The organism is Actinophytocola sp. KF-1, from assembly GCF_054661535.1.
Genome location: NZ_BAAFVK010000026.1, coordinates 41,461 through 60,799, shown reverse-complemented (window position 1 = coordinate 60,799; position 19,339 = coordinate 41,461). Strand labels below are relative to the sequence as shown.

At 65.4% G+C, this 19,339-nt stretch carries 15 protein-coding genes and 2 pseudogenes; 6 read left to right on the top strand and 11 right to left on the bottom strand.

All coding sequences use genetic code 11. The features are described 5' to 3' along the window. Positions 1 to 1,165 (top strand): annotated as a pseudogene (locus tag ACYQ77_RS44010) (cell division protein FtsK); the annotation flags it as partial. Positions 1,166 to 1,350: 185 nt separating this feature from the next. Here the strand turns inward: ACYQ77_RS44010 and ACYQ77_RS44005 are convergent. The 3 genes from ACYQ77_RS44005 to ACYQ77_RS43995 are packed head-to-tail and all read right to left on the bottom strand — an operon-like array spanning position 1,351 to position 2,477. Continuing rightward, positions 1,351 to 1,899, bottom strand: a complete 549-nt coding sequence (locus ACYQ77_RS44005; protein ID WP_459723421.1) for a helix-turn-helix domain-containing protein — start codon at positions 1,897 to 1,899, stop codon at positions 1,351 to 1,353. A 3-nt stretch (positions 1,900 to 1,902) separates the two neighbouring features. Further along, positions 1,903 to 2,127: a hypothetical protein gene (locus tag ACYQ77_RS44000; protein WP_459723420.1), complete on the bottom strand. Its 225-nt coding sequence runs from the start codon at positions 2,125 to 2,127 to the stop codon at positions 1,903 to 1,905. A 20-nt stretch (positions 2,128 to 2,147) separates the two neighbouring features. Beyond that, a complete protein-coding gene (locus tag ACYQ77_RS43995) occupies positions 2,148 to 2,477 on the bottom strand; it encodes a hypothetical protein (protein WP_459723418.1) in 330 nt (109 codons plus the stop codon). A 173-nt stretch (positions 2,478 to 2,650) separates the two neighbouring features. Between ACYQ77_RS43995 and ACYQ77_RS43990 the strand changes: the two genes are divergently transcribed. Then, entirely contained in the window at positions 2,651 to 3,796 is a 1,146-nt protein-coding gene (locus ACYQ77_RS43990; protein WP_459723416.1) for a hypothetical protein, read from the top strand. 154 nt (positions 3,797 to 3,950) lie between these two features. Here the strand turns inward: ACYQ77_RS43990 and ACYQ77_RS43985 are convergent, their stop codons facing one another. After that, a complete protein-coding gene (locus ACYQ77_RS43985) occupies positions 3,951 to 5,012 on the bottom strand; it encodes a hypothetical protein (protein WP_459723415.1) in 1,062 nt (353 codons plus the stop codon). Positions 5,013 to 5,629: 617 nt separating this feature from the next. After that, positions 5,630 to 5,851 (bottom strand): ribbon-helix-helix protein, CopG family, encoded by a 222-nt coding sequence (locus ACYQ77_RS43980; protein WP_459723413.1) that lies wholly within the window; start codon positions 5,849 to 5,851, stop codon positions 5,630 to 5,632. A gap of 1,359 nt (positions 5,852 to 7,210) precedes the next feature. On the opposite strand from ACYQ77_RS43980, the gene ACYQ77_RS43975 reads away from it, so the two are divergent. Continuing rightward, entirely contained in the window at positions 7,211 to 7,708 is a 498-nt protein-coding gene (locus tag ACYQ77_RS43975) for a hypothetical protein (protein ID WP_459723412.1), read from the top strand. 728 nt (positions 7,709 to 8,436) lie between these two features. Here the strand turns inward: ACYQ77_RS43975 and ACYQ77_RS43970 are convergent. From ACYQ77_RS43970 to ACYQ77_RS43960, 3 genes and pseudogenes are all read right to left on the bottom strand, one after another. Next, positions 8,437 to 9,372, bottom strand: a complete 936-nt coding sequence (locus ACYQ77_RS43970) for a hypothetical protein (RefSeq protein ID WP_459723410.1) — start codon at positions 9,370 to 9,372, stop codon at positions 8,437 to 8,439. A gap of 599 nt (positions 9,373 to 9,971) precedes the next feature. Beyond that, positions 9,972 to 11,642 carry a hypothetical protein gene (locus tag ACYQ77_RS43965; RefSeq protein WP_459723424.1) on the bottom strand — a complete coding sequence of 557 codons (1,671 nt, stop codon included), beginning with the start codon at positions 11,640 to 11,642 and terminating at the stop codon, positions 9,972 to 9,974. Between the two features lie 120 nt (positions 11,643 to 11,762). Next, a pseudogene (locus ACYQ77_RS43960) lies at positions 11,763 to 11,888 on the bottom strand (DUF4236 domain-containing protein); the annotation flags it as partial. A 148-nt stretch (positions 11,889 to 12,036) separates the two neighbouring features. Here ACYQ77_RS43960 and ACYQ77_RS43955 point away from each other — a divergent pair. After that, the gene (locus ACYQ77_RS43955; protein ID WP_459723409.1) at positions 12,037 to 12,648 is read left to right on the top strand and encodes a DUF1353 domain-containing protein; all 612 of its coding nucleotides are present in this window, start codon (positions 12,037 to 12,039) and stop codon (positions 12,646 to 12,648) included. 41 nt (positions 12,649 to 12,689) lie between these two features. On the opposite strand, the gene ACYQ77_RS43950 is transcribed toward ACYQ77_RS43955, so the two are convergent. Beyond that, a complete protein-coding gene (locus ACYQ77_RS43950; RefSeq protein ID WP_459723408.1) occupies positions 12,690 to 13,940 on the bottom strand; it encodes a S8 family peptidase in 1,251 nt (416 codons plus the stop codon). A gap of 241 nt (positions 13,941 to 14,181) precedes the next feature. Between ACYQ77_RS43950 and ACYQ77_RS43945 the strand changes: the two genes are divergently transcribed. Then, positions 14,182 to 14,748 (top strand): RNA polymerase sigma factor, encoded by a 567-nt coding sequence (locus tag ACYQ77_RS43945; RefSeq protein WP_459723407.1) that lies wholly within the window; start codon positions 14,182 to 14,184, stop codon positions 14,746 to 14,748. Here the strand turns inward: ACYQ77_RS43945 and ACYQ77_RS43940 are convergent. Further along, positions 14,730 to 17,678, bottom strand: coding sequence for an AfsR/SARP family transcriptional regulator (locus ACYQ77_RS43940; RefSeq protein ID WP_459723406.1), 2,949 nt, complete (start codon positions 17,676 to 17,678; stop codon positions 14,730 to 14,732). The two genes, ACYQ77_RS43945 and ACYQ77_RS43940, sit on opposite strands and share 19 nt — an antisense overlap. 171 nt (positions 17,679 to 17,849) lie before the next feature. Here ACYQ77_RS43940 and ACYQ77_RS43935 point away from each other — a divergent pair, with 171 nt between their 5' ends. After that, positions 17,850 to 18,311 (top strand): nitroreductase family deazaflavin-dependent oxidoreductase, encoded by a 462-nt coding sequence (locus ACYQ77_RS43935; protein ID WP_459723404.1) that lies wholly within the window; start codon positions 17,850 to 17,852, stop codon positions 18,309 to 18,311. Positions 18,312 to 18,324: 13 nt separating this feature from the next. Here the strand turns inward: ACYQ77_RS43935 and ACYQ77_RS43930 are convergent, their stop codons facing one another. Next, positions 18,325 to 19,317, bottom strand: coding sequence for a pyridoxal-phosphate dependent enzyme (locus tag ACYQ77_RS43930; RefSeq protein ID WP_459723402.1), 993 nt, complete (start codon positions 19,315 to 19,317; stop codon positions 18,325 to 18,327). Positions 19,318 to 19,339 lie beyond the last annotated feature (22 nt).

Below are 19,339 nucleotides of genomic sequence, written 5' to 3'. Positions count from 1 at the left end.
CGACCTACCGCTCGTCTGGACGTCGCTGCTCGTGGGCGCGATCCCGCGCCAGGGCAAAACGTTCGCCGCCCGGCTCGCCGCAGTCGGCCTGATCCTCGACCCCCACACCCGGCTGTATGTGGCCGACTTCAAGGCGGGCAAGGACTGGGACGCTGCCGCGAAGGTCGCTCACCGGTTCATGTCCGGCGACGAAACCGAACACGTGCTCGCGCTCGTCGGCTGGCTGGTCGAACTCGTCGGCGAAGTCCAGGGCCGCTACCGGCGCATGCGCGACCTCGACGACACCATCTGCCCGGAATCGAAGATCACACCTGCCATGTCCCGCGACACGGTGCTGAACATGCCGGTCACGGCCGTGTTCCTCGACGAGGTGCAGGTGCCGCTAGAGGACCGGACACCGGTCGAGGTCGAGGGCAAGAAGCTCACGGCAGGCGAGTACGTGGGCGAGTTGCTCACCTGGTTGGCGAAGAAGGGACCGGCGGCCGGGATCGTGCTGGTGCTCGCGACGCAGCGGCCGGACTCGAAGACCATCCCGTCCGGTCTCCGGGCCGTTCTGGGGTCGAGGTTCGCGTTGCGGGTGATGGACTGGCGAGACAGCAACATCGTGCTCGGCGAGCAGATGAACACGCGCGGCTACGACAGCAGTCGCCTGCTCGCCTCGCACAAGGGCGTGGGCATCCTCCGACCGGACGGCGAGACGCAAGCCGGGGCGGATGTGCTGGCGCTGACCGTACGGACGTACTACATGCCGAACCAGGACTGGCACGAACTCTGCCGACGCGGGCGCGCACTCCGCGAGGCAGCCGGGACACTGACCGGGCACGCGGCCGGACAGGACACCACGCCCGAGCTGGATCACGCGAGCGTGGTGCGGGCGATCGGTACCGGCCAGAGTCCGTCCGAGCGTCGGCCGGTGCTGCCGGAGCCGCTCGCGTCCGTGGTCGCCTACCTCGGCGAGGACCTCGACGAACGCGAGTTCATCCCAACGGCTGAACTCGTCGAGGCACTCGACGTGGAACCGAACTCATTCGGCCGCGCGATGGCTGACCTCGACTGCCCGTCCACACGAGACCGCGTCACCGACGACGACGGCGAGACGCGTCGGGTCCGGGGCTACCGGACAGCCAACATCAAGGCAGCCATGACCGACCAGCAGCAGCAGTGACAGCCGTCCCAGATGCCGTCCCAGCGGTCGGATGCCGTCCCACCCGCTGCGTCAGCATCGGATGGCGAATACCTGCGGAAATGTCGATGTGGACGGCTGGGACGGCGTGCACGAATGCCGTCCCAGCCGTCCATCAAACGACCTGATGAGGGCCATATGAAAGGGCGGCTGCGGTGCCGTCCCAGTCACGCCGTCGTCGACCTCGGCTGGCCCGTCTGGGCCGACACGGTGTCGGGGGTGAACCGGGCGAGGTACACCGCAAGCTCCTCATGCCCGCAGCCGATGAAATCGGCCAGCTCGACCACCGAAGCCGGAGACAGCTCCGCCACCCCATCCGGATGCCGGTTCAACTTGTTCCGCGCCCACTGGTGCATAGGCCGGAACTTCTGGTTCCCACTGTCAAGCAACGCCCGCAGGTCGATGCGCAGGACCAGGTTCGCGAGGAACAGGTTCACCCGCTGCAAGGCGTTGGACAGGACAGCCGTCGCAGGGACCCCAAGTCCCTGGCACAGCTCCAACAGTCTCAGCACCGTCAGGGCGCGCAAGCCATGCTCGTACGAGAGCAAAGTCCGGTCACCAATCCCGGACGGCAAGCGGGCCACGAACTGAGCACGTGACCACCCCACTGCCTCACGCGCACGGCGCAACTCATCACCAAGCGCTCTTGCGATAGCTGTCGTTGTCTTCTCGTCCCGGATGTCGATGGGACGGTGCTCAGTCGCGTTCGCATCCATGGGTCAGCAGACAGAGGCACTCGACGTTGGGCCACCGGCGGCGAGCGCTGCGTCCATCTTTTCGAGCGCGTCAGTGCCGAGTTCCACAAAGGCTCGCAGTGCCTCGCGATGCATGACGAAGTCGAACGATCGCTGTGGCGGCCAGCCGCAGACGATCTCCACCTGATCGGGATTGAGCACAGAGAGCGCCAACGGGCACCCGTCTTTGATGATCACGTACGCGTTCACGAGCAGACTCGTTCCGAGCATCACGCCTCCTCGTTCGTGGATGAGGCGACGTGTTCCTGACGCTCGCGCCGTGCCGCGCGGGCGCGGATGGCTTCCGCTGCCGTCGTCACGCTGTCGGCAAGCGCCCGTTCTTCGGCGATGGTGACCGGCTCGGCTCGACCGGCGTCCGCGTCGTAGTGCTTCAGCACGTACTGCCCGAGGTGGTAGTTCAGCGTGCTCAATTCGTGCATCAGCAGCCCGTCGAGGTGCGCGGCCTCGTCGGGCGGCGGAACCCTGCTGTCCGCTGTTGACGGCAGAGCGCGAAGGGGTGCGCGCTCGCCGCCACCCCGCTCTGTTCGATCAGCACCCATCGTGTGTCGCCTTTCCTAGATGCCTGCCCCGATGTCCTTGAGGCAGGGATGTGCAAGACTGAAATCAGTCTTCTGTCGGCACAACATCGGTGGAATGACACGCGGGTGCCACAAAGGTGACATTGCGGAGGCGGCAGATGGAGCCCTGGAAAGCGGGGTCAGTGGGACGCGGCGTGCCTGGTCGTCCGGCTCGCACGCTCCTCGAACAACTGATTCGAGACGAACGAGGCGAGACCTTCGAGGAGTTCGTGTCCTTCGCCGAGGACTTCGCGCGCCGTCATCGCCTGCCCGGCACACTCAGCCTGCGTCATCTGCTGCGCCTGGCATCCGGCAGGAAGACAGACGGGAGTTCGCTCGGAACGCCTCGACCGGCGACGACGAAACTGTTGGAACAGATCTTCGGCGTGTCGGTAGATGAGCTGCTCTCAGTGCCGAGGAGTGAGCCTGCGGACCTGGCAACCGTTGACCTTCGCCAGCGACTCAATGCCGCGCGACACGTCGACATGGCCGTGATCGACCTGCTGCGTGAGCAACTCGACTCGCTCCGCAAGCTCGACCGACAGATGGGCGCGATCGTTGCCTATGGCGAGGTGCGGGAGAAGGCTGAACAGGTGCGCGACTTGCACGCGTACAGCCTGACGCCGGACGTTCGCGTCCAGCTGGCACGACTGCTGTCAGAACTCAGTGCGCTTGCTGGGTGGGAAGCCCTCGACCGGTACGAGATCGGTCGCGCGTGGGAGCACCATGAATCCGCCAAACAGGCCGCACGCGATGCGGACGCCCCGGATTTGCTTGGTCACGCTGTCGCCCAACAGGCGTTTATCCTCGCCGAACTCGGCGAGCATCGGGCCGCTGTCGAGCAACTCACCGCGGCCCAAGCCCTGGTTCGGCGGTCCGCGCCGCGACTGCTCCGAGCGTGGCTAGCAGCTGCTCGCGGAGAGGGCCTGGCCGCCGCCGGTCGCCGAGACGAAGCATTGCGCGCATTCGATACGGCTGATTCGCTCCTCCCCGCCGATCCCGTAGATCCGACCCTGCCGTTTCTATTCCTGGGGAGCGTTCACCTCGACCGATGGCGCGGACATGCGCTCGCCACCATCGGTGAGAGTGAGGCCGTGCGCGTGCTCACGGGCGCGCTCGAACGGCTCGATCCAACGTTCAGCCGCGCCGAGACATCGCTTCGCGTAGATCTTTCGCTGGCGCTTGTGGTGATGGGAGATCGAAACAGCGCGTACACGCAAATTGAGCGCGCGGAACGGTTGGCTGTCAAGATCGGTTCGGTTCGACAACAGCGACGAATGCGAATGCTGGAGCAGTGCTAGCTGTTTGGACTGCTCGCAGGATTGGGCTGTGGTGCGGCGCTGCTCTCCTGCCAACCGTGATCGTCCATTGGGATCTTTCATCGCGCAGTTGTAATAGATCGGCAGTGTCGTTCCGCTCGTTGATCACCTTAGACGTGAGCGAGTGAGGAAAGTGTTAAACCTGGTCGTCACTGAGGCGAAGAAGGGACTCAAGGTAAGTTTCTGGAACGTTGAGAATGAGTGACAGTTCCCGAAGTTCCCAAGTCTGCACGTGCACGAAATGTATAGGATCTGACAAAATGTAACTGGCGCGAGTCGGGGTTAATTGCTTGTGCTGAAAAGATCGAGTTGTCGTGTTCTCAAGCTTAAGCGAGAGTTTCTTCAGTGGCTCACGTGCTCGCTGGGCGTGAACTAGCTGACTATGTCTCGCTAGGATCTGCCGCCGATTGATGGAGCAAAATCTTGTGACGTGGGTGACCAGGTCGCAGGCGTCATCATAGTTTAGTTCGGTACGCCTGGAGATACTGCCTCCGTAAATGCGTGCGAAACCATCGAACTCGCCATGAGTGAGCAACAGGGTAGGGGCGCCCATGTCCTCCGCGCGGCGGACAGCGTACCCCATTCCCCTTCGGCCCTTTTCAACGCATATCGCTATAAACCCGCTAGCATATGCCAGTGCCGAGTCCGCTTGTTCGTCCCGCGTTTGTCGATCTATTTCAATCAAATCGCCCGGCTGGATATATCGCCCCGGGAGGTCAACTTGCCATCCGAATTTTTTGGTGATGGTAGCCGCAGCAATCAGGCTTAAGTGGACGAGTTCGCTGTGGGCTGTATGCGCGATAGCGCTTATTGGAGTGGCTATGTAAATAATTGGCGCGTGGAGTTCTGTCGGGCGCGGACGGAGCAGATGTCGAGTGACCTTGATGTCGTGGCAAAGTTGGAGAATCGCCTGATGTTCTGCCTCACTATTTAGATCCGCATGGACAAGATGAGCAATAAGTTCACTGGATGGAAAGCCGGTAATCGAAACTCCGGACCGTCGCATCAACAATTCGGTACATAAAATAGCAGCTCCAACTGTCCAGCTTCGCTCGTTCGTACTCGATGTTGGTGAGCGCGGCGCAGTGAAATCGAGTATTGGTGCGCGGGTAATCGCAATCATCGAGTGCGCAATGATCTCGTGGACAGAAGCACAATGCGACACCCCCTCTGCAAGGCTGGTCGCAAGTTTTTTCAACTCTCGATCGTTGACGACTGGAGGGGAGATCGCCAAAGTCGGAGCCGGATCTGCCGCAGGAGGCAACTGGCCACTTGCACACGATATTAGAGTTTCGAGTACACCCCTCAGGTCCGCGGCCGTTAGAGATTTCATCGCCGGGGCCTCACACTTCTGGACCTGTCATTCGAACTCTAGACTTCAGGTTCTGGCTTCACTGATTCTGCGTGCGTGCTGCCAAAATAGAATCCCGTTGCCGCACTCACCAGTGCAATGAGTGGACTAAAGAGTACGTCGTACAGGGATCGGATATCCGCGGTGTTAACCCCTGTCCAATGTTGTATCGCGAGGAGAAGCAGACCTATAGCTAAGACGCCGGCCAGCAGTGCGACGAGGCGTTTTGCGAGGAACTCGCGCACGTTCTCTCTCTGTTCGGCTAAACTTAGACCGCGAACATTTTTCGCGAGATTGCTGGAGAGTACTTTTTCCCTAACTTCCTCCCCCGCGTGCGCTCCGGAGGGGCGCCTTTTGGGCGGCGCCCCTCCGGCTTTTTGGCCGCGTTCATTCGAGGGCGACGGCTGCGGTAGTTTCTTATCCGACACGTCTCCTCCTGTCGAACGCAGAATCTTGGGGTTAGGCTACTTCAGAACTAGCTGGCGGACTGTGTTCTTTTCTGGGTCCTCGATCAAGATGTTCTTGCCCTCGTCCTGCTCGTCAGCGAGGTACTTTTGAACCGCAATTGCTCGACGCAGCACCTCGGTCATCGTCGTTCCTTCGCGGTCGGCGAGGTCTCGCAAAATGTCTACGACTTCTTGTGAGAGATTCACGGTCAGCTTAGTGGTCGACTTACTACTGGGCATGGTCGCTCCTCGAGGACTCCGTTTGAGGCAGTTCGGGTACGACACAAGCCACGGAGCAGCCGCCGCGAGGCTGCGCAGCGGCTGACTGTAGCCCAAGCCATACAGCTGCCATACCGATGCTAGACGTATGTCGTCTGTATGTCAACCGTACATTATACGTACGGCCATGTGCCTCGGGAGCGGAGAAGTTGACCGGCTGGTTGTCGATCTTCGGATCGCGGCTCCGCTTGGACGGCTCGTCGATCTGGCGTGTTGCCATGGAGCTCCTGGCGCTCGACGCCAGGAGCGGAGGTCTGGGCGAGTCCGGCAGGAGACGAGATGCCTGGGCCTCTGGGGGCATCACGACCTCCCTGCTGTCTTGTAGGAGTGTCTCGCTCACCGGTCTCGGTGAGCGGTGGTTCACGAGCTTGTGTTGCTGGACGTCGCCTGCGATCAATGCCTCGTTACGTACGTACGGGGTTCGGTATGATTCGTAACATTTCTGGAGTCCCTGTCACAGCGCCGTCTCGAACAAGGGGCTATCCCTCAGTTAACTTCGCCGACGCTGCAGTAGGTTTATGGCTTGCGGTTGGGTAGTCGCCGCGGTTGGAGTAGTCACGAGGGTCCCTTGCCCCTGCCTGTTCTGATGGACAGGTCGTGCATGCCCTGGTGACGCAGTCAGCTTCCCGCTCAGTGAGGCGTTACAGATCAACCTTAGGGTCCGAAACTCTGCGGTGGCGGGGTGCTTCCCCACGATCCCGTCAGCTGCACAACCAGTGCTCATCCCTCGTCGATCCGGCACGCGACGCAGTGCGATCTTGGAGCCAATGGCCTCGTTCGTGAGCTGCCAGCCGGAGCAGAGGTCAAGGATGTGCAGTTGGGTGCGAGTTTGGGTGCGAACATGCCGCCATCCATGCCTCTGGATCTACAGGCTTGTCCTCTGATTGCGGCGTTCTCCCCAGTCGCCGAGCGTGCCACGACTTGTAGTCGATTTAGGTTCCAGCCAGTGAGGGTTCGACTCCCTTCGGCCCCACTAGCTCTGAACAGCGAACCTGTCACTGTGCCGCCATCACGCCCACCCCGTGGGGCGAAACGGGTACCTACATTCGACCCAAATGCGGTGGGTCGAGTGTGTCCTTGAGGCATCGAGCGGCTGATCTCACTGACCACGTCGTACCGCGACTGGACGCCTCCACCGGAGCGTGAGGTTGTCGGATGGTCCTCCGCACTGCGCTATGAGAGGGCGTTGGGGGCGAGTCGTGTGGCGGGTCTGTGGCGTTCGTACGCTGGTATCGACCAGAGATCTATTCTCTGGTGCAGTGAGCCGAGTAGCCGTGGACTGCTACCGCATCCACGCGCGATGCAACTAAGGTTCGTGTGATGATCGTTCCAGCTCCCGATGACGTGCATCAGGTCCTTGAGGAAGCCATCCGTCGTACTTACGAGAAGGAACGGTCTCTGTTCGACGATTGCGCGCACGAACGATCGATAGTTGCTCAGATCTGCCGGCACCTCGCCGGATTCGTCGAGGCACGAGACGGCTGGGAATCGAGGTGGTCAGTTGATGTCGAGTACAATCGCCACCACATTTACCCGTACCGTGGGCGGTACACCTCGAAGCAGTTGCCCGGCTTCAGCGAGAATGCTGTGTTTCCGGATTTGATCATTCACGACCGGCAGGCCTCGACACGGGACCACAACCTGCTTGTTCTGGAAGCCAAGCACAACCCAAGCCTCGTAGACCGGCGGAGGGAACGCCGGAAGCTCGAAGCGTTCCTGGGCGATTACGAATATCGCCATGCGGTCTTCCTCGAGTTCCCGCGGAGGGAACGGCCGCGGTGGGTGTGCATCGCGGACAGAACATCGGGTCGCGTCTAGAGTTACTCCTATCTGTTGGAATGCCGGCGCGCGACGGGAAGACACGGCGGTCGCCGGTGTTCGCATTCGAAGACCTGGCGCGGCGGCATGGTCCTCAAGCCACGTTGTGGTATCGACCATCGGTAACGATGGAAGTGTCTCCAGTGACATACGGTTCGTCATTCCAAGCCATGTCAGGAGATCTTATGGCCGAGGACATTCAGTCGGGCCAAGAGGATATCCCTGTGTCCGATGCCTTGGACCGGGTGCTGTCGGCACCTACCGCGGCGCGTGGGAGTCGTACTGATCGAATCCGCGCCTACGGGGCAGTCGTCATTTTTTACGGAACAGCCGAGCTGGTCGCGCTGTTTTGGAAAAGTCTTCAGCGGTTTGGGTTGACCGACACCCAGGGGGTGTGGATTTCGATAGGTTGCGGCATCTCGGGATCGCGATACTTCTCATCGCGCAGAGGTTCGGCGCATTATCCAAGCGAAGACATGCAACGGGTCCGCCGTTGAGCTACTCGATGGGTGCGATAGGTGCTACCGCATTCCATTCAATACGGTGGCCGAACGTGCCCGTGCGGCATCAAGCGGTTGATGTCGTGACGTCGCTAGCCATGTCGCACCCCCACCGAGCGCGAAGTCATTGGGCGATCGACCTCGCTGCGGCATGAGAGTGCCATCGTTGGAGGTCGATTCGGGGCGGAACATCAGAGGTGCGACGAGAGGCATGTTGAGCACGGCGACTCAGTTGGCCAAGCTTAAAGCAAGCGCACCGAGTGATACCAACAGGCTGAACCAGGCAGCCAAAGGGTAAAAATAGTCCTTTGTCACGGTCCAGCGATTTTGGTTTCGCATCGGATCAAGAAACAACGCATCTCTTTCCGGGATCTCGTCCAGGGAGCCGGTCGACTCACGTCGCGCTAATGAGTACCTGTCAGCGTAGTGTTGTCGAAGAGTAGGAAGCAGATCGTGACGCCTCACGGCCACCAGTGCGCTCGCGAAGTAGAGGAAACTAACGTAAACATGGAGCTTTCGTTGGAGTGAGCTTGCGCTTCCATGTTGCGACAGTTGTACGTCGATAAGTGGGTACGACTGGGCGAGTGCAAAGTCGGCCACGGCGGGCGGAGACTTCCACGTCCGTCGCCGTTGTTGCACAAGGCAAAACAAATTTCTGGCAGCTTTGCCCGCGAAGTTGACGCATTCTACCGCCTTGTATTGCTCGGCCGTGCCCTCCCTGGCAATTCTTAGAATGCGTGCTATCTCCCGGAAGAAACGGACTTCCCAGCCACCCTCGCTCCACAGCCAGAAGGATCCCACAACGGCTAACATAACCTGACCTGCAGCCAAGATGAAGGGAAAAAGTTCATCGGGTTCGTTTGTTGCGTCCTGCATGCCAGAGATCAAGAATGGCAGCGCGACCGTGCCGCTGATCAGCATCATTGCGCCAATAAATCTTGGTAAGATTCGCCACAGGATCATACTTGGTAAGCCCATGTGGAACAAGTGTCCGGAGAGTCGATGCTGGCACTCATCGAAGGACGTCGCGTTCTGCGCTTGATCGATCTTCCTTATGCAGGCATATACAGCATTCGTATCGAACAACGGGCGGAATCGTGGATGTCTCCGACTCAGGTCGATCAGAGAGTTCCAGGTTGATTCTTGCTCGTTCGTGGCTGACATCCAGATAGCTCCTGTTGTTGTCACGTGACGGCTGGCGACGCGGTTGTATCGCGCAAGAAAGAGACGGACGGACAGGTGCACGATCGTAGTCGCGGCACGGCGATCCGCCACCGGCTCTACGTCAACCTACAGCGTTAACCAGACCTCTGGCAGTCGACGGTAATACGCCTGCAAACGTCGGCTGAACCTCACGCCGACCTGACGATCACGGCAGGAAGATGCCCCGAGCTGGTGGTGCCCGATCAAGTCTTCGGGCGCCGGGCCAGGCGTCAAAAGGTGAACGCTCGCTCCTCGCATGTAAGTGCGTTCAGGATCTACGCACGTTGGCAGGACAACGACCTACGCCGATCTCGTCTATGAGGTCCCGTTGTGGCTCTCTACTCCCGGCGTCCTACGGCCTTGATGCGAGCCGGCGCAGTGTCCGGTGGGGCCGCGGCGCTGGATCGGCTGTCGACGAAGTCGGGACGTTCACTACTGGCCCTCTAAATATGCGTACGCCCAGGTCAGACGTTGTGACCGCGGGTTGTAGCCGATCTAGGTTCCAGCCAGTGAGGGATTGGCTCCCTTCGGCCCCACAGGGCCTCGCTGTGCGACGTGGATCAGTTCATGGCGGGCATCCGAAGATCGATCTGGAAGCCTCGGCTGCCGTGTGTGATCACTGCTTCGCAGTATGCGTGCCCGGATTGGTTCACGGCGGCGCTGATGAGGTGCTCGTAGCGCGCGCTCATCGTTGCCGTGAGTTCGCCTACGCGGTCGCCGTTCAGGCGTACCTCGATCGCGTAGGCGCCCTTGTGTTTGCCGGACGACACCGTGGATGACACCAGCTGTGCGGCCACCCGGGTCAGGGCCCGGGATGGCGAATGGTGACGAGACAGCACCGCCTGGTGGTTCTCCTCCTTTGTCACCGTCACCTGGCGTGCCGGATCGAGTAGGTCGATCTCCTCCGCGAGGTTCTCGAGCAGCAAGGTGTCCGCTCCTGCCAGGTGCAGGTACATGCCGTAGCGCCGGCTGTGGCCTCCGCCCGTGATTCGTGCCGGGCAGGTTCCCACGTAGCCGTCGTTCTTGAGTGCGAGAAGGACTGCCTGATAGGCAGGGGCGTCGTAGCGGCTGAGGTAACCGACGGTCACCGCGCCGGTGTCAGTGGCGACATCAACCCGCACGGCATTGTTGTCGTGAGGGTTCTCGGTTTCGGGTACGAGGATGGCGACGACCTGCTGATGTTGGCTGAAGTCGGTCCCGATTTCCGCTCCATTGGCCAGCCTGTGCAACGCCGGCTGGTAGTGCGACTCCCCGACGACCGGGACGCGTCCTTCGGCGGAGAGACGGCGTCGGCGCGGATGCGACGGGAGCGGAGCGCGGTATTGGTCGGAATCGTGTCCGGCGGCCGGTATCTGTGCCGCCGACGCGGTCCGCGAGGACGGCGGACGCCGCGCCGGCGCGGCGTTCTGGGGGCGAACTTGCCGGGTCTTCGACATGTCCGTCACTGCGCTGGCCAGTGCAGCACTCGCGGTCGTGGTGGAGAAGTCAAAGATCGCCTGGTAATTCGCTGTTCCGGTGAGTGTCAACCGCCCGTATCGGAGGATCGGCAGCTGTCGGTTGTCCTTGAAGCGGCGGTCCGGGCCGCCTTTCACGTTGACGTACCGCCACGTCTGTCCGACGACCTCGGAGTCCGACGGCACCGCCCCGTCCTCGATGAATTGCTGTGGCGCTGCTTCGGCGCGCGCGTCGTCGTACGCGACATCCGCGTAGTGCTTGCCGTCCCTGATCAGGATCCGGTCCGGCAGGAAATACACGGAGCGATGAGAGGTGGAGAGCGAAGGAATGGAGATGTTCGCCGACAGGTTCGGCGGCCCGCCGATATCCCTTGTCAAGGACAGCCGCTTCACCAGCGACGACGCGCCGGCGTTGACCTTGTGTTGATGGGTTGTCGACACCGCTCCCGCCGCGACGACGTGCCAGGCGCGCTGGGCCTGAGCGGCCTGGCCGAACGCGTCGACGAGCCGTTGGAAGCGCTGTGCCTCTTCCTCGCCGTGCACGTCGTAGAACACCACCACCTTCCTGCGGATCTCGTCCTTCCAGAACAGCCACACCGTCAGCGGCAGCCCGGCCAATAACACCAGTGGTGTCACGAACGCGAGCGCGACGGTCAGCGCAAGGCACCATGGCCAGAAACGCGGCGACCTCGCCGCGTCGTTGAGTTGGGCGACCAGATCGCTCGACCCGACTTCGGTCATTTCGAGGGCCGTCGCGCCCGACACATCGGACAGCACAACCTCACTCGGGGAGGGTGAGCCAGGAGTAGGCGTCCGCAAGCTTGCCGGAATGCGTGCCTTTCCCTGAGACGAACGGACGGTGGCGCGATATGACGCCAGGCCGCCGCCGAGTGAGACGTAAGTACCGCGTGGCCCGGTACCGAGCCGGAATCCGGGAACACCGATCGACGCTCCCAGCCCTGTGCGCGACATGTTCACTCGCACCGGGCCGACCTTGACGCTCGTGCGCAGATAAAACGACATGACCGACCTTCGACGGAGGAGTTGCTCGGACGTTCGTCGCGGATCGGCACGACCGCGTTACGAAGTGGACGCGATCTCTCTGTATTTCTGTTCGAGGCCAGTGCCTCTGGGAGGGCAGTAGCGGCTGTTCTCGACGAGGAGGCTCCTGATGACACAGTCTGCGCAGAAGGCCCACCCACAGAAGCCCGGCTTCGCCGAGGGCTCCGAGGTTCGGGTGCACCAGGTGACCGACACGAACTGGGAGACGCTCTCGCCGCTGGAGTACTTCACCGGCGCGTGTGTGCTCGAGGTCAAGGCCGGGCAGGACACGGACTTCGCCTCGGTGCCGCGGGTGTTTGTGTGGTTCCTGCCTCGTTACGGGCGCTACACGAAGGCCGCGATCCTGCACGACTACCTGTGCCGGGGGCCTGTCGCGACCGGTGAGCTGCCGAGGGCCGACGCTGACCGGATCTTCCGGCAGGCGATGCGCGAATTGGACGTCGCGTTTCTGCGGCGGTGGATCATGTGGGCGGCGGTGCGGCTCGGTGCGCTGACGACCGAACAGGGACGGCGGGGTTGGTTCCGGTCCTGTTGGCAGGTGTTCCCGATCGTGCTCGTCGCCCTGTTGGTCGTTGCCTTGCCCGCGTTGGTGATCGTCGGGGCGTTGTTCCTCTTCTACCTGGTGGAGCTGGTCGTGTGGCTGGTTCTGGTGGTGAACCGGCACGTGCGGGGTGGTGACGCCGAGCGCGTCAACGTGCCCAGCTTCTTGTTCTGGCTTTGAGAACCCGGGTTCGGCGGCTGGGACCGTCGAACCCGGAATCCTCACCTTTCCAGCAACCCGTACGCGCCGACGCCGGCGTGTTCGTGGGGCTTGTCGGCCAGCATGCGGTCCGCCACCTCGAAGGCCGTGCCCTGACCCTCGGCCACCGCGTTGGCGATGAGGCCGCCGAAGGTCGCTGCCGCGAACGACGTGCCGCTCCACGTGGCGCCGCCGTGGAACTCGCCTGGGTCGGTCGGCAGGGGGAGGTCGCCTGCCTTCTTGTACGTCACGTGCCCCTCGACGAAGAGGCTGGTCACCTCGTCGCCGGGGGCCACGACCTGCACCCAGAGCACGTCGGGGCTGAACTCCGCGCGCACGAAACCGTCGCCCGCGTTGCCGACGGCGCCGACGGCGATCGCGCCATCGCAGGCCGCGGGGAACGCCGGCAGGCGGTTGACGTCCCGCCCGTTCTCCGGCTTGGCGTCGCCGTGGTTGCCCGCGGCCGCCACGACCACCACCTTGTTGCGCAGCACGTTCACCGCCCGCTGCAACGCCAGCGGCGCCTCACCGTCGTCGGTGAAGCACACCAGCGGCAGCACGAGGACGCTGACGTTCTGGTCGACGAACTGGGCCATCGCCGTGGCGACGTCCCACACGCTCGCCGTGGCGAAGCGGTCGTGCAGCACGCCCTTCGCGATCACCACCGCGCCCGGCGCCGCCTCGAGGATCAGGCCCGTGGTGAACGTGGCGTGGCCGCTGAGTTGGGTGAACGGGAAGTCGCGCGCGAACAACGAGTCGCCGAGGGTGATCACCCGGCCGGTGAATTGCTCACTCGGGTACAGCTTCGTGTCGATCAGGCCGACCCGGACCTTGTCGCCGGTGCCCTTCGCCAGCACGGGCGAATTGTTCGTCGCCGCCGGGTAGCCGGAGCCGCCGATGTGCGGGGCGCCGTGCACGCCGTGCATCGTTCGATTCTTGCCGATCTCCGGGCACCAGCCGTCGGTGGAATTCCGGAAATGCTGGCGCAGTGCGATGAGTACCACGTCGAGATTCGACGTGGGTGCGCCCCGCAGCGGGAACCGGCCCGGCGCCGTCTTGCCGTTGGCGACGAGCAGGTCGGCGGACGTCTTGACGTCCTCGATGGTGATCAGCCCCAGGTCGAGCGTCCGGTCCACCTGCTTCGAGCCCTCTCGGACCGGCACGTTCATGGTGGCGAGCGCGTCCTCCACCAGCGGCAGGTACGGCAGGTCGACGACGATGTCCTCGGGGCCGTCGTCGACGAACGATTCCAGATTTATGACGGTCTCAGTCATTTTCCACCTCGGTCTCCAAGGGCCGTGGCCGGCCTACGTCGGTGTGGAGAACTGGTACGAGGGAGTAGATACAGATCAATATCCGGAATTTTGATGAACCGGTCCAGGAATGCGACTCGTCGTGACGCCGCGGTCACGCGTTGTTCGACAAGACCGGTGACAAGATCTCAGCAAGGTTTTCCCTGCACCCGTGCGCGAGCCTGATTTCGCCAGTCGTGGTTCGCCAGAGGGGTGGGAAATCATGGATGACACGACCGCCATCGGAACTCTCGTCGGGTGCGCGGCGGAGGGGGACGAGTCCGCGTGGGGCGACATCGTCCGGTCCTACACGCCGCTGCTGTCGGCCGTGTGCCGGCGGCACGGCCTGTCCAGAGTGGACGCCGACGACGTCGGTGGCCGGGTCTGGCTGCACCTGCTCATCAACATCTCCCGGCTCCGGGAACCCGCCGCCCTGCCCGGGTGGCTGCGGACGACCACCCGCCGGGAGTGCCAGGCCGTGCTGCGCCACCGCGGACAGCAACCGCACGCGCCGCTCGACGACCACGAGCCCGCCGACGTCGCCGGACAGTCCGTCGACGCCCGCCTGCTCGCCGCGGAACGCCGGATGGCGCTCGAGACGGCCGTCGCCGGCCTGTCCGCCGCCGACCGGCGGCTGCTCGCCCTGCTGTTCTCCGACCCGCCGACCCCCTACGCCGAGATCAGCCGCAGGCTCGGCATGCCGGTCGGCGCCATCGGGCCGACCCGCCAGCGGATCCTGAAGCGGCTGCGCCAGGCACACGTCCTGCGCTACTACAGGCCCACCGCGTGATCGGCGCCGTCGAGCGCGGCCAGCCGGACGCGGACGTCCTCCGCGTCCGGCACGGCCAGGTCGGCGTACACCGCCAGCGCCTCCTGCCACCGCACCCGGGCCTGCTTGAGGTCACCCAGTGACTCGTTGACGGCGGCGATGCCCGCGTGCGCACTCGCCTGCTCGTAGCGGTCGCCGATCTCGACGGCCACGGTCAGCGCCGCGGTGTGCCGCGCGGCCGCCTCGTCCCGGGCACCCGACTCGGCGAACGCGCGGCCGAGGCCGTTGAGCGCCTCCGCCTCGCCCGCCCGCTCGCCGATCTCCTGGAAGCGGGTCAGCGCGCACTGCAGCTCGTCGATCGCCACGTCCGCCTGCCCCAGCCGCAGGTGCACGTTGCCCAGGTCGTTCAACGCGTACGCCTCGCCGACCCGGTAGCCGGCCGCGCGGAACAGCCCCAGCGCCCGCTGGTGGTGGTCGACGGCCAGGTCGAGCCGGTCCTGCCGCTGGTACACGAGCCCGAGGTTGCCGAGCGCCTCCGCCTGCCCGACCTGGTCGCCGAGCCGTTCGTACGTGCCGAGCGCCAGCTCCAGGTGCCGGGCGGACTCGCACAGGTTCCCCTGCCGCCACTGGATGACGCCGAGGTTGCTGTGCGCGCTCGCCTGCCCCACCTCGTCGCCGATCTCCACGTACCGGTCCAGCGCCCGGCGCAGGTGGTCCTCCGCGTGCCCCAGCAGCCCCTGGTGCCAGTACACGAGACCCAGGTTGAGCAGCGCCCGCGCCTCACCGGCGCCGTCGCCGATGCGCGCGGCCGCCTCGCACGCGAGGCCGTGGATGGTGAAGGCGTCCGCGTTCAGGCCCGCCGCGTCGAGGTAGCGGAACAGCGTGTTCGCGAGGCCCACGGTGTGGGCGGGCCAGCCGTGTGCCTCGGCGTGCACGGCCGCGGCGACCAGGTTGGCGCGTTCGGCGTCCAGCCACGCCTTCGCCGCGTCGGCGGTGGGGAAGTGGCGGGGCGGCACCCTCGGCGCGGTGACGTGCGGTCGGCGGTGGCGCTCGGCCGGGTGCAGGACGTCCATGGCCGCGCCGGCGGTCGCCAGGTAGAAGTCGAACAGCCGGTCCAGCGCCGCACGCCGCTCGCTCGCCGAGTTCTGCTCGGTCGCGAGCTGGTTCGCGTACGCGCGCAGCAGGTCGTGCATCGCGTACCGGCCCGGCCGGCCTGTCTGGATGAGATGGGCGCGGGCGAGGACGTCCAGCAGCCGGCCTGCCTGCGCGACGTCGGTGTCGCCGAGGGCGGCGGCCGCCGACGGGTCGAGGTCCGGCCCGGGGTGCAGGCCGAGCAGCCGGAACGCGGCCGCGGCCTCGTCGGTCAGGTGCTGGTAGGACCAGGAGAACACGGCCCGGACCGCGGTGCGGGGGTCGAGCCCGGCGTCGAGCAGGTCCAGCCGTCGCTGCTCGTCGGCCAGCTCCTCGACCAGCGCCGACAGCGACGTCGCGGGCCGGGCCGCGGCCAGCTCGGCCGCGATGCGCAGCGCCAGCGGCAGGCGCGCGCACTCCTCGGCCAGCGCCTCGGCGGCGTAGGGCTCGGCGGTGACCCGGTGCCCGATCAAGCAGCTGAGCAGGTGCACGGCGTCGCGGAGCGGCAGCAGGTCCAGGTCGAGGCGGCGGGCGCCGTGCCGGACCACCAACCCGGCCAGCGAGTCCCGGCTCGTCACCACCACCAGGCAGCCGGGGGCGCCCGGCAGCAGCGGGCGGACCTGGTCGGCGGTCGCGGCGTTGTCCAGCAGGACGAGCATCCGCCGGTCGCTCAGCTCCGTGCGGTAGCGGGCCGCGCGCTCGTCGGTGTCCAGGGGGATCTCGCTGCCGACGAGGCCGAGCGCGGACAGGAAGCGCGCCAGCGCGTCGGACACCGGCATCGGCTGCTCGGAGTCGAAACCGCGGAGATCCACGTAGAGCTGGCCGTCGGGAAACCGGTCCCGCACCCGGTGCGCCCAGCGCAGCGCCAGCGACGTCTTGCCGACCCCCGCGGTGCCCGACACCGCCGACACCACGACCGCCGTCGAACCGCTCTCCTCCTCGCCGAGCAGGTCGTCCAACGCGGCGAGCTCACGCTCCCGCCCGGTGAAGGCGTAGACGTCCGCGGGCAGCTGCGCGGGCACCGGGCGCGCAGGCACGATCCGCCGCGGCACCGCAGGCTCGGGACGCGGGTCGAGCTCGCCGCGCAGCACCGCTTCGTGGACCGCGCGCAGCTCCTGTCCCGGGTCGGTGCCGAGCTCGTCGGCGAGCCGCGCGCCGGTGGTGGCGAACAGCTCGAGTGCCTCGGCCTCCCGGCCCGACACGGCCAGCGCCCGCATCAGCAGGGCCACCAGCGGCTCCGCCAGCGGGTGGTCGATGAGGAGCGCGCGCACGACGGTGACCACCTCGTCGGGGCGGCCGAGCCGCAACGTGCCCCGCGCCCACGACGCGACGACGTCCAGCCGCTCTTTCACGAGGCTGTCGCGAATTCGCTCCGCCCACCCGCCGGACGTCCCGCCCAGGGGAATTCCGCGCCAGAGATCAATAGCGGAACGCAAGGTCGAGACGCGCTCGTCGTCGGATTTTCCCGCGTCCCGCGCGGCCCTGGCGAGACGGCGAAAACGGTGGAGGTCCACCCGGTCGAGGTCGACGCGCAATATGTAGCCACCCGCGCCGCGCGCAAGGCTCGCCCGGGATTCCTCGACGATGTGCCGGACCCGGGTCAGGTGCGCGTACAGCGACGCCCTGGCGCTGGCCGGCCGGTTGTCGCCCCACACCCGTTCGGCCAGCGTCTGCAGTGATACCGGACGCCCCGCGTCGACGAGGAGGCTCGCCAGGACGGTCCGTTGCTGGGGCGGACCGAGCTCGACCGGCCGGTCAGCGCCATTGACCTCGACGACGCCGAGCAGTCGAAACATGATCGGGGAATTCGGCATGGTCATCGCGCGTACCTCGGCCCCTATGGGATGACCTTTCCAAGATAACGCGCACGGCAAGTGCTTTTGACGACGCGCACGGAGTGGAATCGCGGCGCTCTGGTGCGTCGCGGGCGGCGGCAGACCGGTCAGGAATCGAGAAGCGCTGGTTACCAGGGCGCCCCTAGCGTCACGGGCATGACGGAGAAACAACAGGCCACGCGCACACCCGGCACGCCAGGGGCCTTCTCGCGGTGGATGCAGCGGAAGGCGAACGCCAGGATGGCACGCAAGATCCGGAGTGGACGGGGCTCGTTCATGGGGATGGACGTCCTCATCCTGAACACGGTCGGCAGGCGGTCGGGGGCGCGTCGCGAGACGCCGGTGGCGTGGTTCGCCGACGCGGACGGGGCGCGGTTGATCGTCGCGTCGGGAGGGGGGAGCCGCCATCCGGACTGGCATGCCAACCTCGTCGCGCATCCCGGTGACGTGACGGTCGAGCTGCCCGGGGAGGGGCCCGTGCCGGTGACGCCACAGTGGCTTGACGGTGCGGAGCGGGACGCCGCATGGCAGCGGATCGTCGCTGCTCAACCCCGGTTGGGGAAGTACCAGAGCAAGTCGGCGCGGCGGTACCCGGTCATCCGGCTCTCGCCGCGCTGACCGTCCACAGTCGCTACCAGGTCAGCTCCGCCTCGTACGGGGCCGGGTCGAGGCCCTTGGCGGTCAGCCACTCCCTGTTCAGGTGTGTCGTCCGGTACGGGGCGCCGCTGTCGGTGATCAGTGTCGCCACAGGACCGTGCTCGCCCATCGTCGTCGTGAGGTGGTGGATGCCCCACAGGCTCGTGCCTGTCGCCGGGCCCGCGTCGATCCAGCGGTCGTGCAGCCACAGCAGGGCCGCCGCTGACGCCGCGTCCGGCACCGGGATCGCCAGGTCCAGCACCCCCGGGTGGAAGCCGGGCTCGACGCGGGGGCGGCCTATGCCAGGAATGCGGGACGGCATGCCGGTGCCGTAGTCGCGGGCGCCGGTGGCCCACGCCGGGAAGTACGCGGAGTTCTCCGGGTCCACCAGGGCGAGCTTGGTCGGCAGTCCTTCCCTGCGGATGTGACGGCCGATCGCGGTGGCCGTGGCGGCCGTGCCAGCGCCGACGACGATCCACTGTGGAGGTTCCGGAAGCTGGGCGAACAGCTCGTCCGCGATGGTCGGCGGCCACGCGGTCACAGCGGGTTCGGCGGCGGAGAAGTGGTCGAGGAAGTGGCCGCCCCAGCGGTCCGCCAGTGCGCGGGCCTCCTGTTGCAGTGCGGCGGGCGGGTGTTCCGCCCGCTGCCAGCGGCCACCTTCCTCGTCGATGCGGGCCAGCACGCCCTCCGCGGCCTTCGCGGGGACCAGCGCGGTGGACGTGAGGTTCAGCATGCCGGCGAAGTGGGCGGCCGCGATCGCCACCGGGCCCGCGGTCGCCGTGATCACCTCGGTGGAGTCCGTGATGTCGCCGCTCGCGATGGCGTGGCAGAACATGGCGGCCACGGTGCGGTGTTTGGTGCTGCCCGTGGGGAGCGCGGATTCGTCCTTCATGACGATCTCGACGCCGCCCGCCCGCAGCGTGCGCAGCGGGGTCGGGACGTGCCGCGCCCGGATCGTGCGGATCGCCTCGGCCGCCCACGTGGTCATGGGTCGAATCTAGATCGACCGC

Coding starts and splice junctions, on each gene's coding strand:
- ACYQ77_RS43955 (WP_459723409.1), top strand. CDS start 12,037: ATGACACAGTCTGCGCAGAAGGCCCACCCACAGAAGCCCGGCTTCGCC.
- ACYQ77_RS43950 (WP_459723408.1), bottom strand. CDS start 13,940: ATGACTGAGACCGTCATAAATCTGGAATCGTTCGTCGACGACGGCCCC.
- ACYQ77_RS43945 (WP_459723407.1), top strand. CDS start 14,182: ATGGATGACACGACCGCCATCGGAACTCTCGTCGGGTGCGCGGCGGAG.
- ACYQ77_RS43935 (WP_459723404.1), top strand. CDS start 17,850: ATGACGGAGAAACAACAGGCCACGCGCACACCCGGCACGCCAGGGGCC.
- ACYQ77_RS43940 (WP_459723406.1), bottom strand. CDS start 17,678: ATGACCATGCCGAATTCCCCGATCATGTTTCGACTGCTCGGCGTCGTC.
- ACYQ77_RS43930 (WP_459723402.1), bottom strand. CDS start 19,317: ATGACCACGTGGGCGGCCGAGGCGATCCGCACGATCCGGGCGCGGCAC.
- ACYQ77_RS44005 (WP_459723421.1), bottom strand. CDS start 1,899: ATGGATGCGAACGCGACTGAGCACCGTCCCATCGACATCCGGGACGAG.
- ACYQ77_RS43995 (WP_459723418.1), bottom strand. CDS start 2,477: ATGGGTGCTGATCGAACAGAGCGGGGTGGCGGCGAGCGCGCACCCCTT.
- ACYQ77_RS43975 (WP_459723412.1), top strand. CDS start 7,211: ATGATCGTTCCAGCTCCCGATGACGTGCATCAGGTCCTTGAGGAAGCC.
- ACYQ77_RS43980 (WP_459723413.1), bottom strand. CDS start 5,851: ATGCCCAGTAGTAAGTCGACCACTAAGCTGACCGTGAATCTCTCACAA.
- ACYQ77_RS43970 (WP_459723410.1), bottom strand. CDS start 9,372: ATGTCAGCCACGAACGAGCAAGAATCAACCTGGAACTCTCTGATCGAC.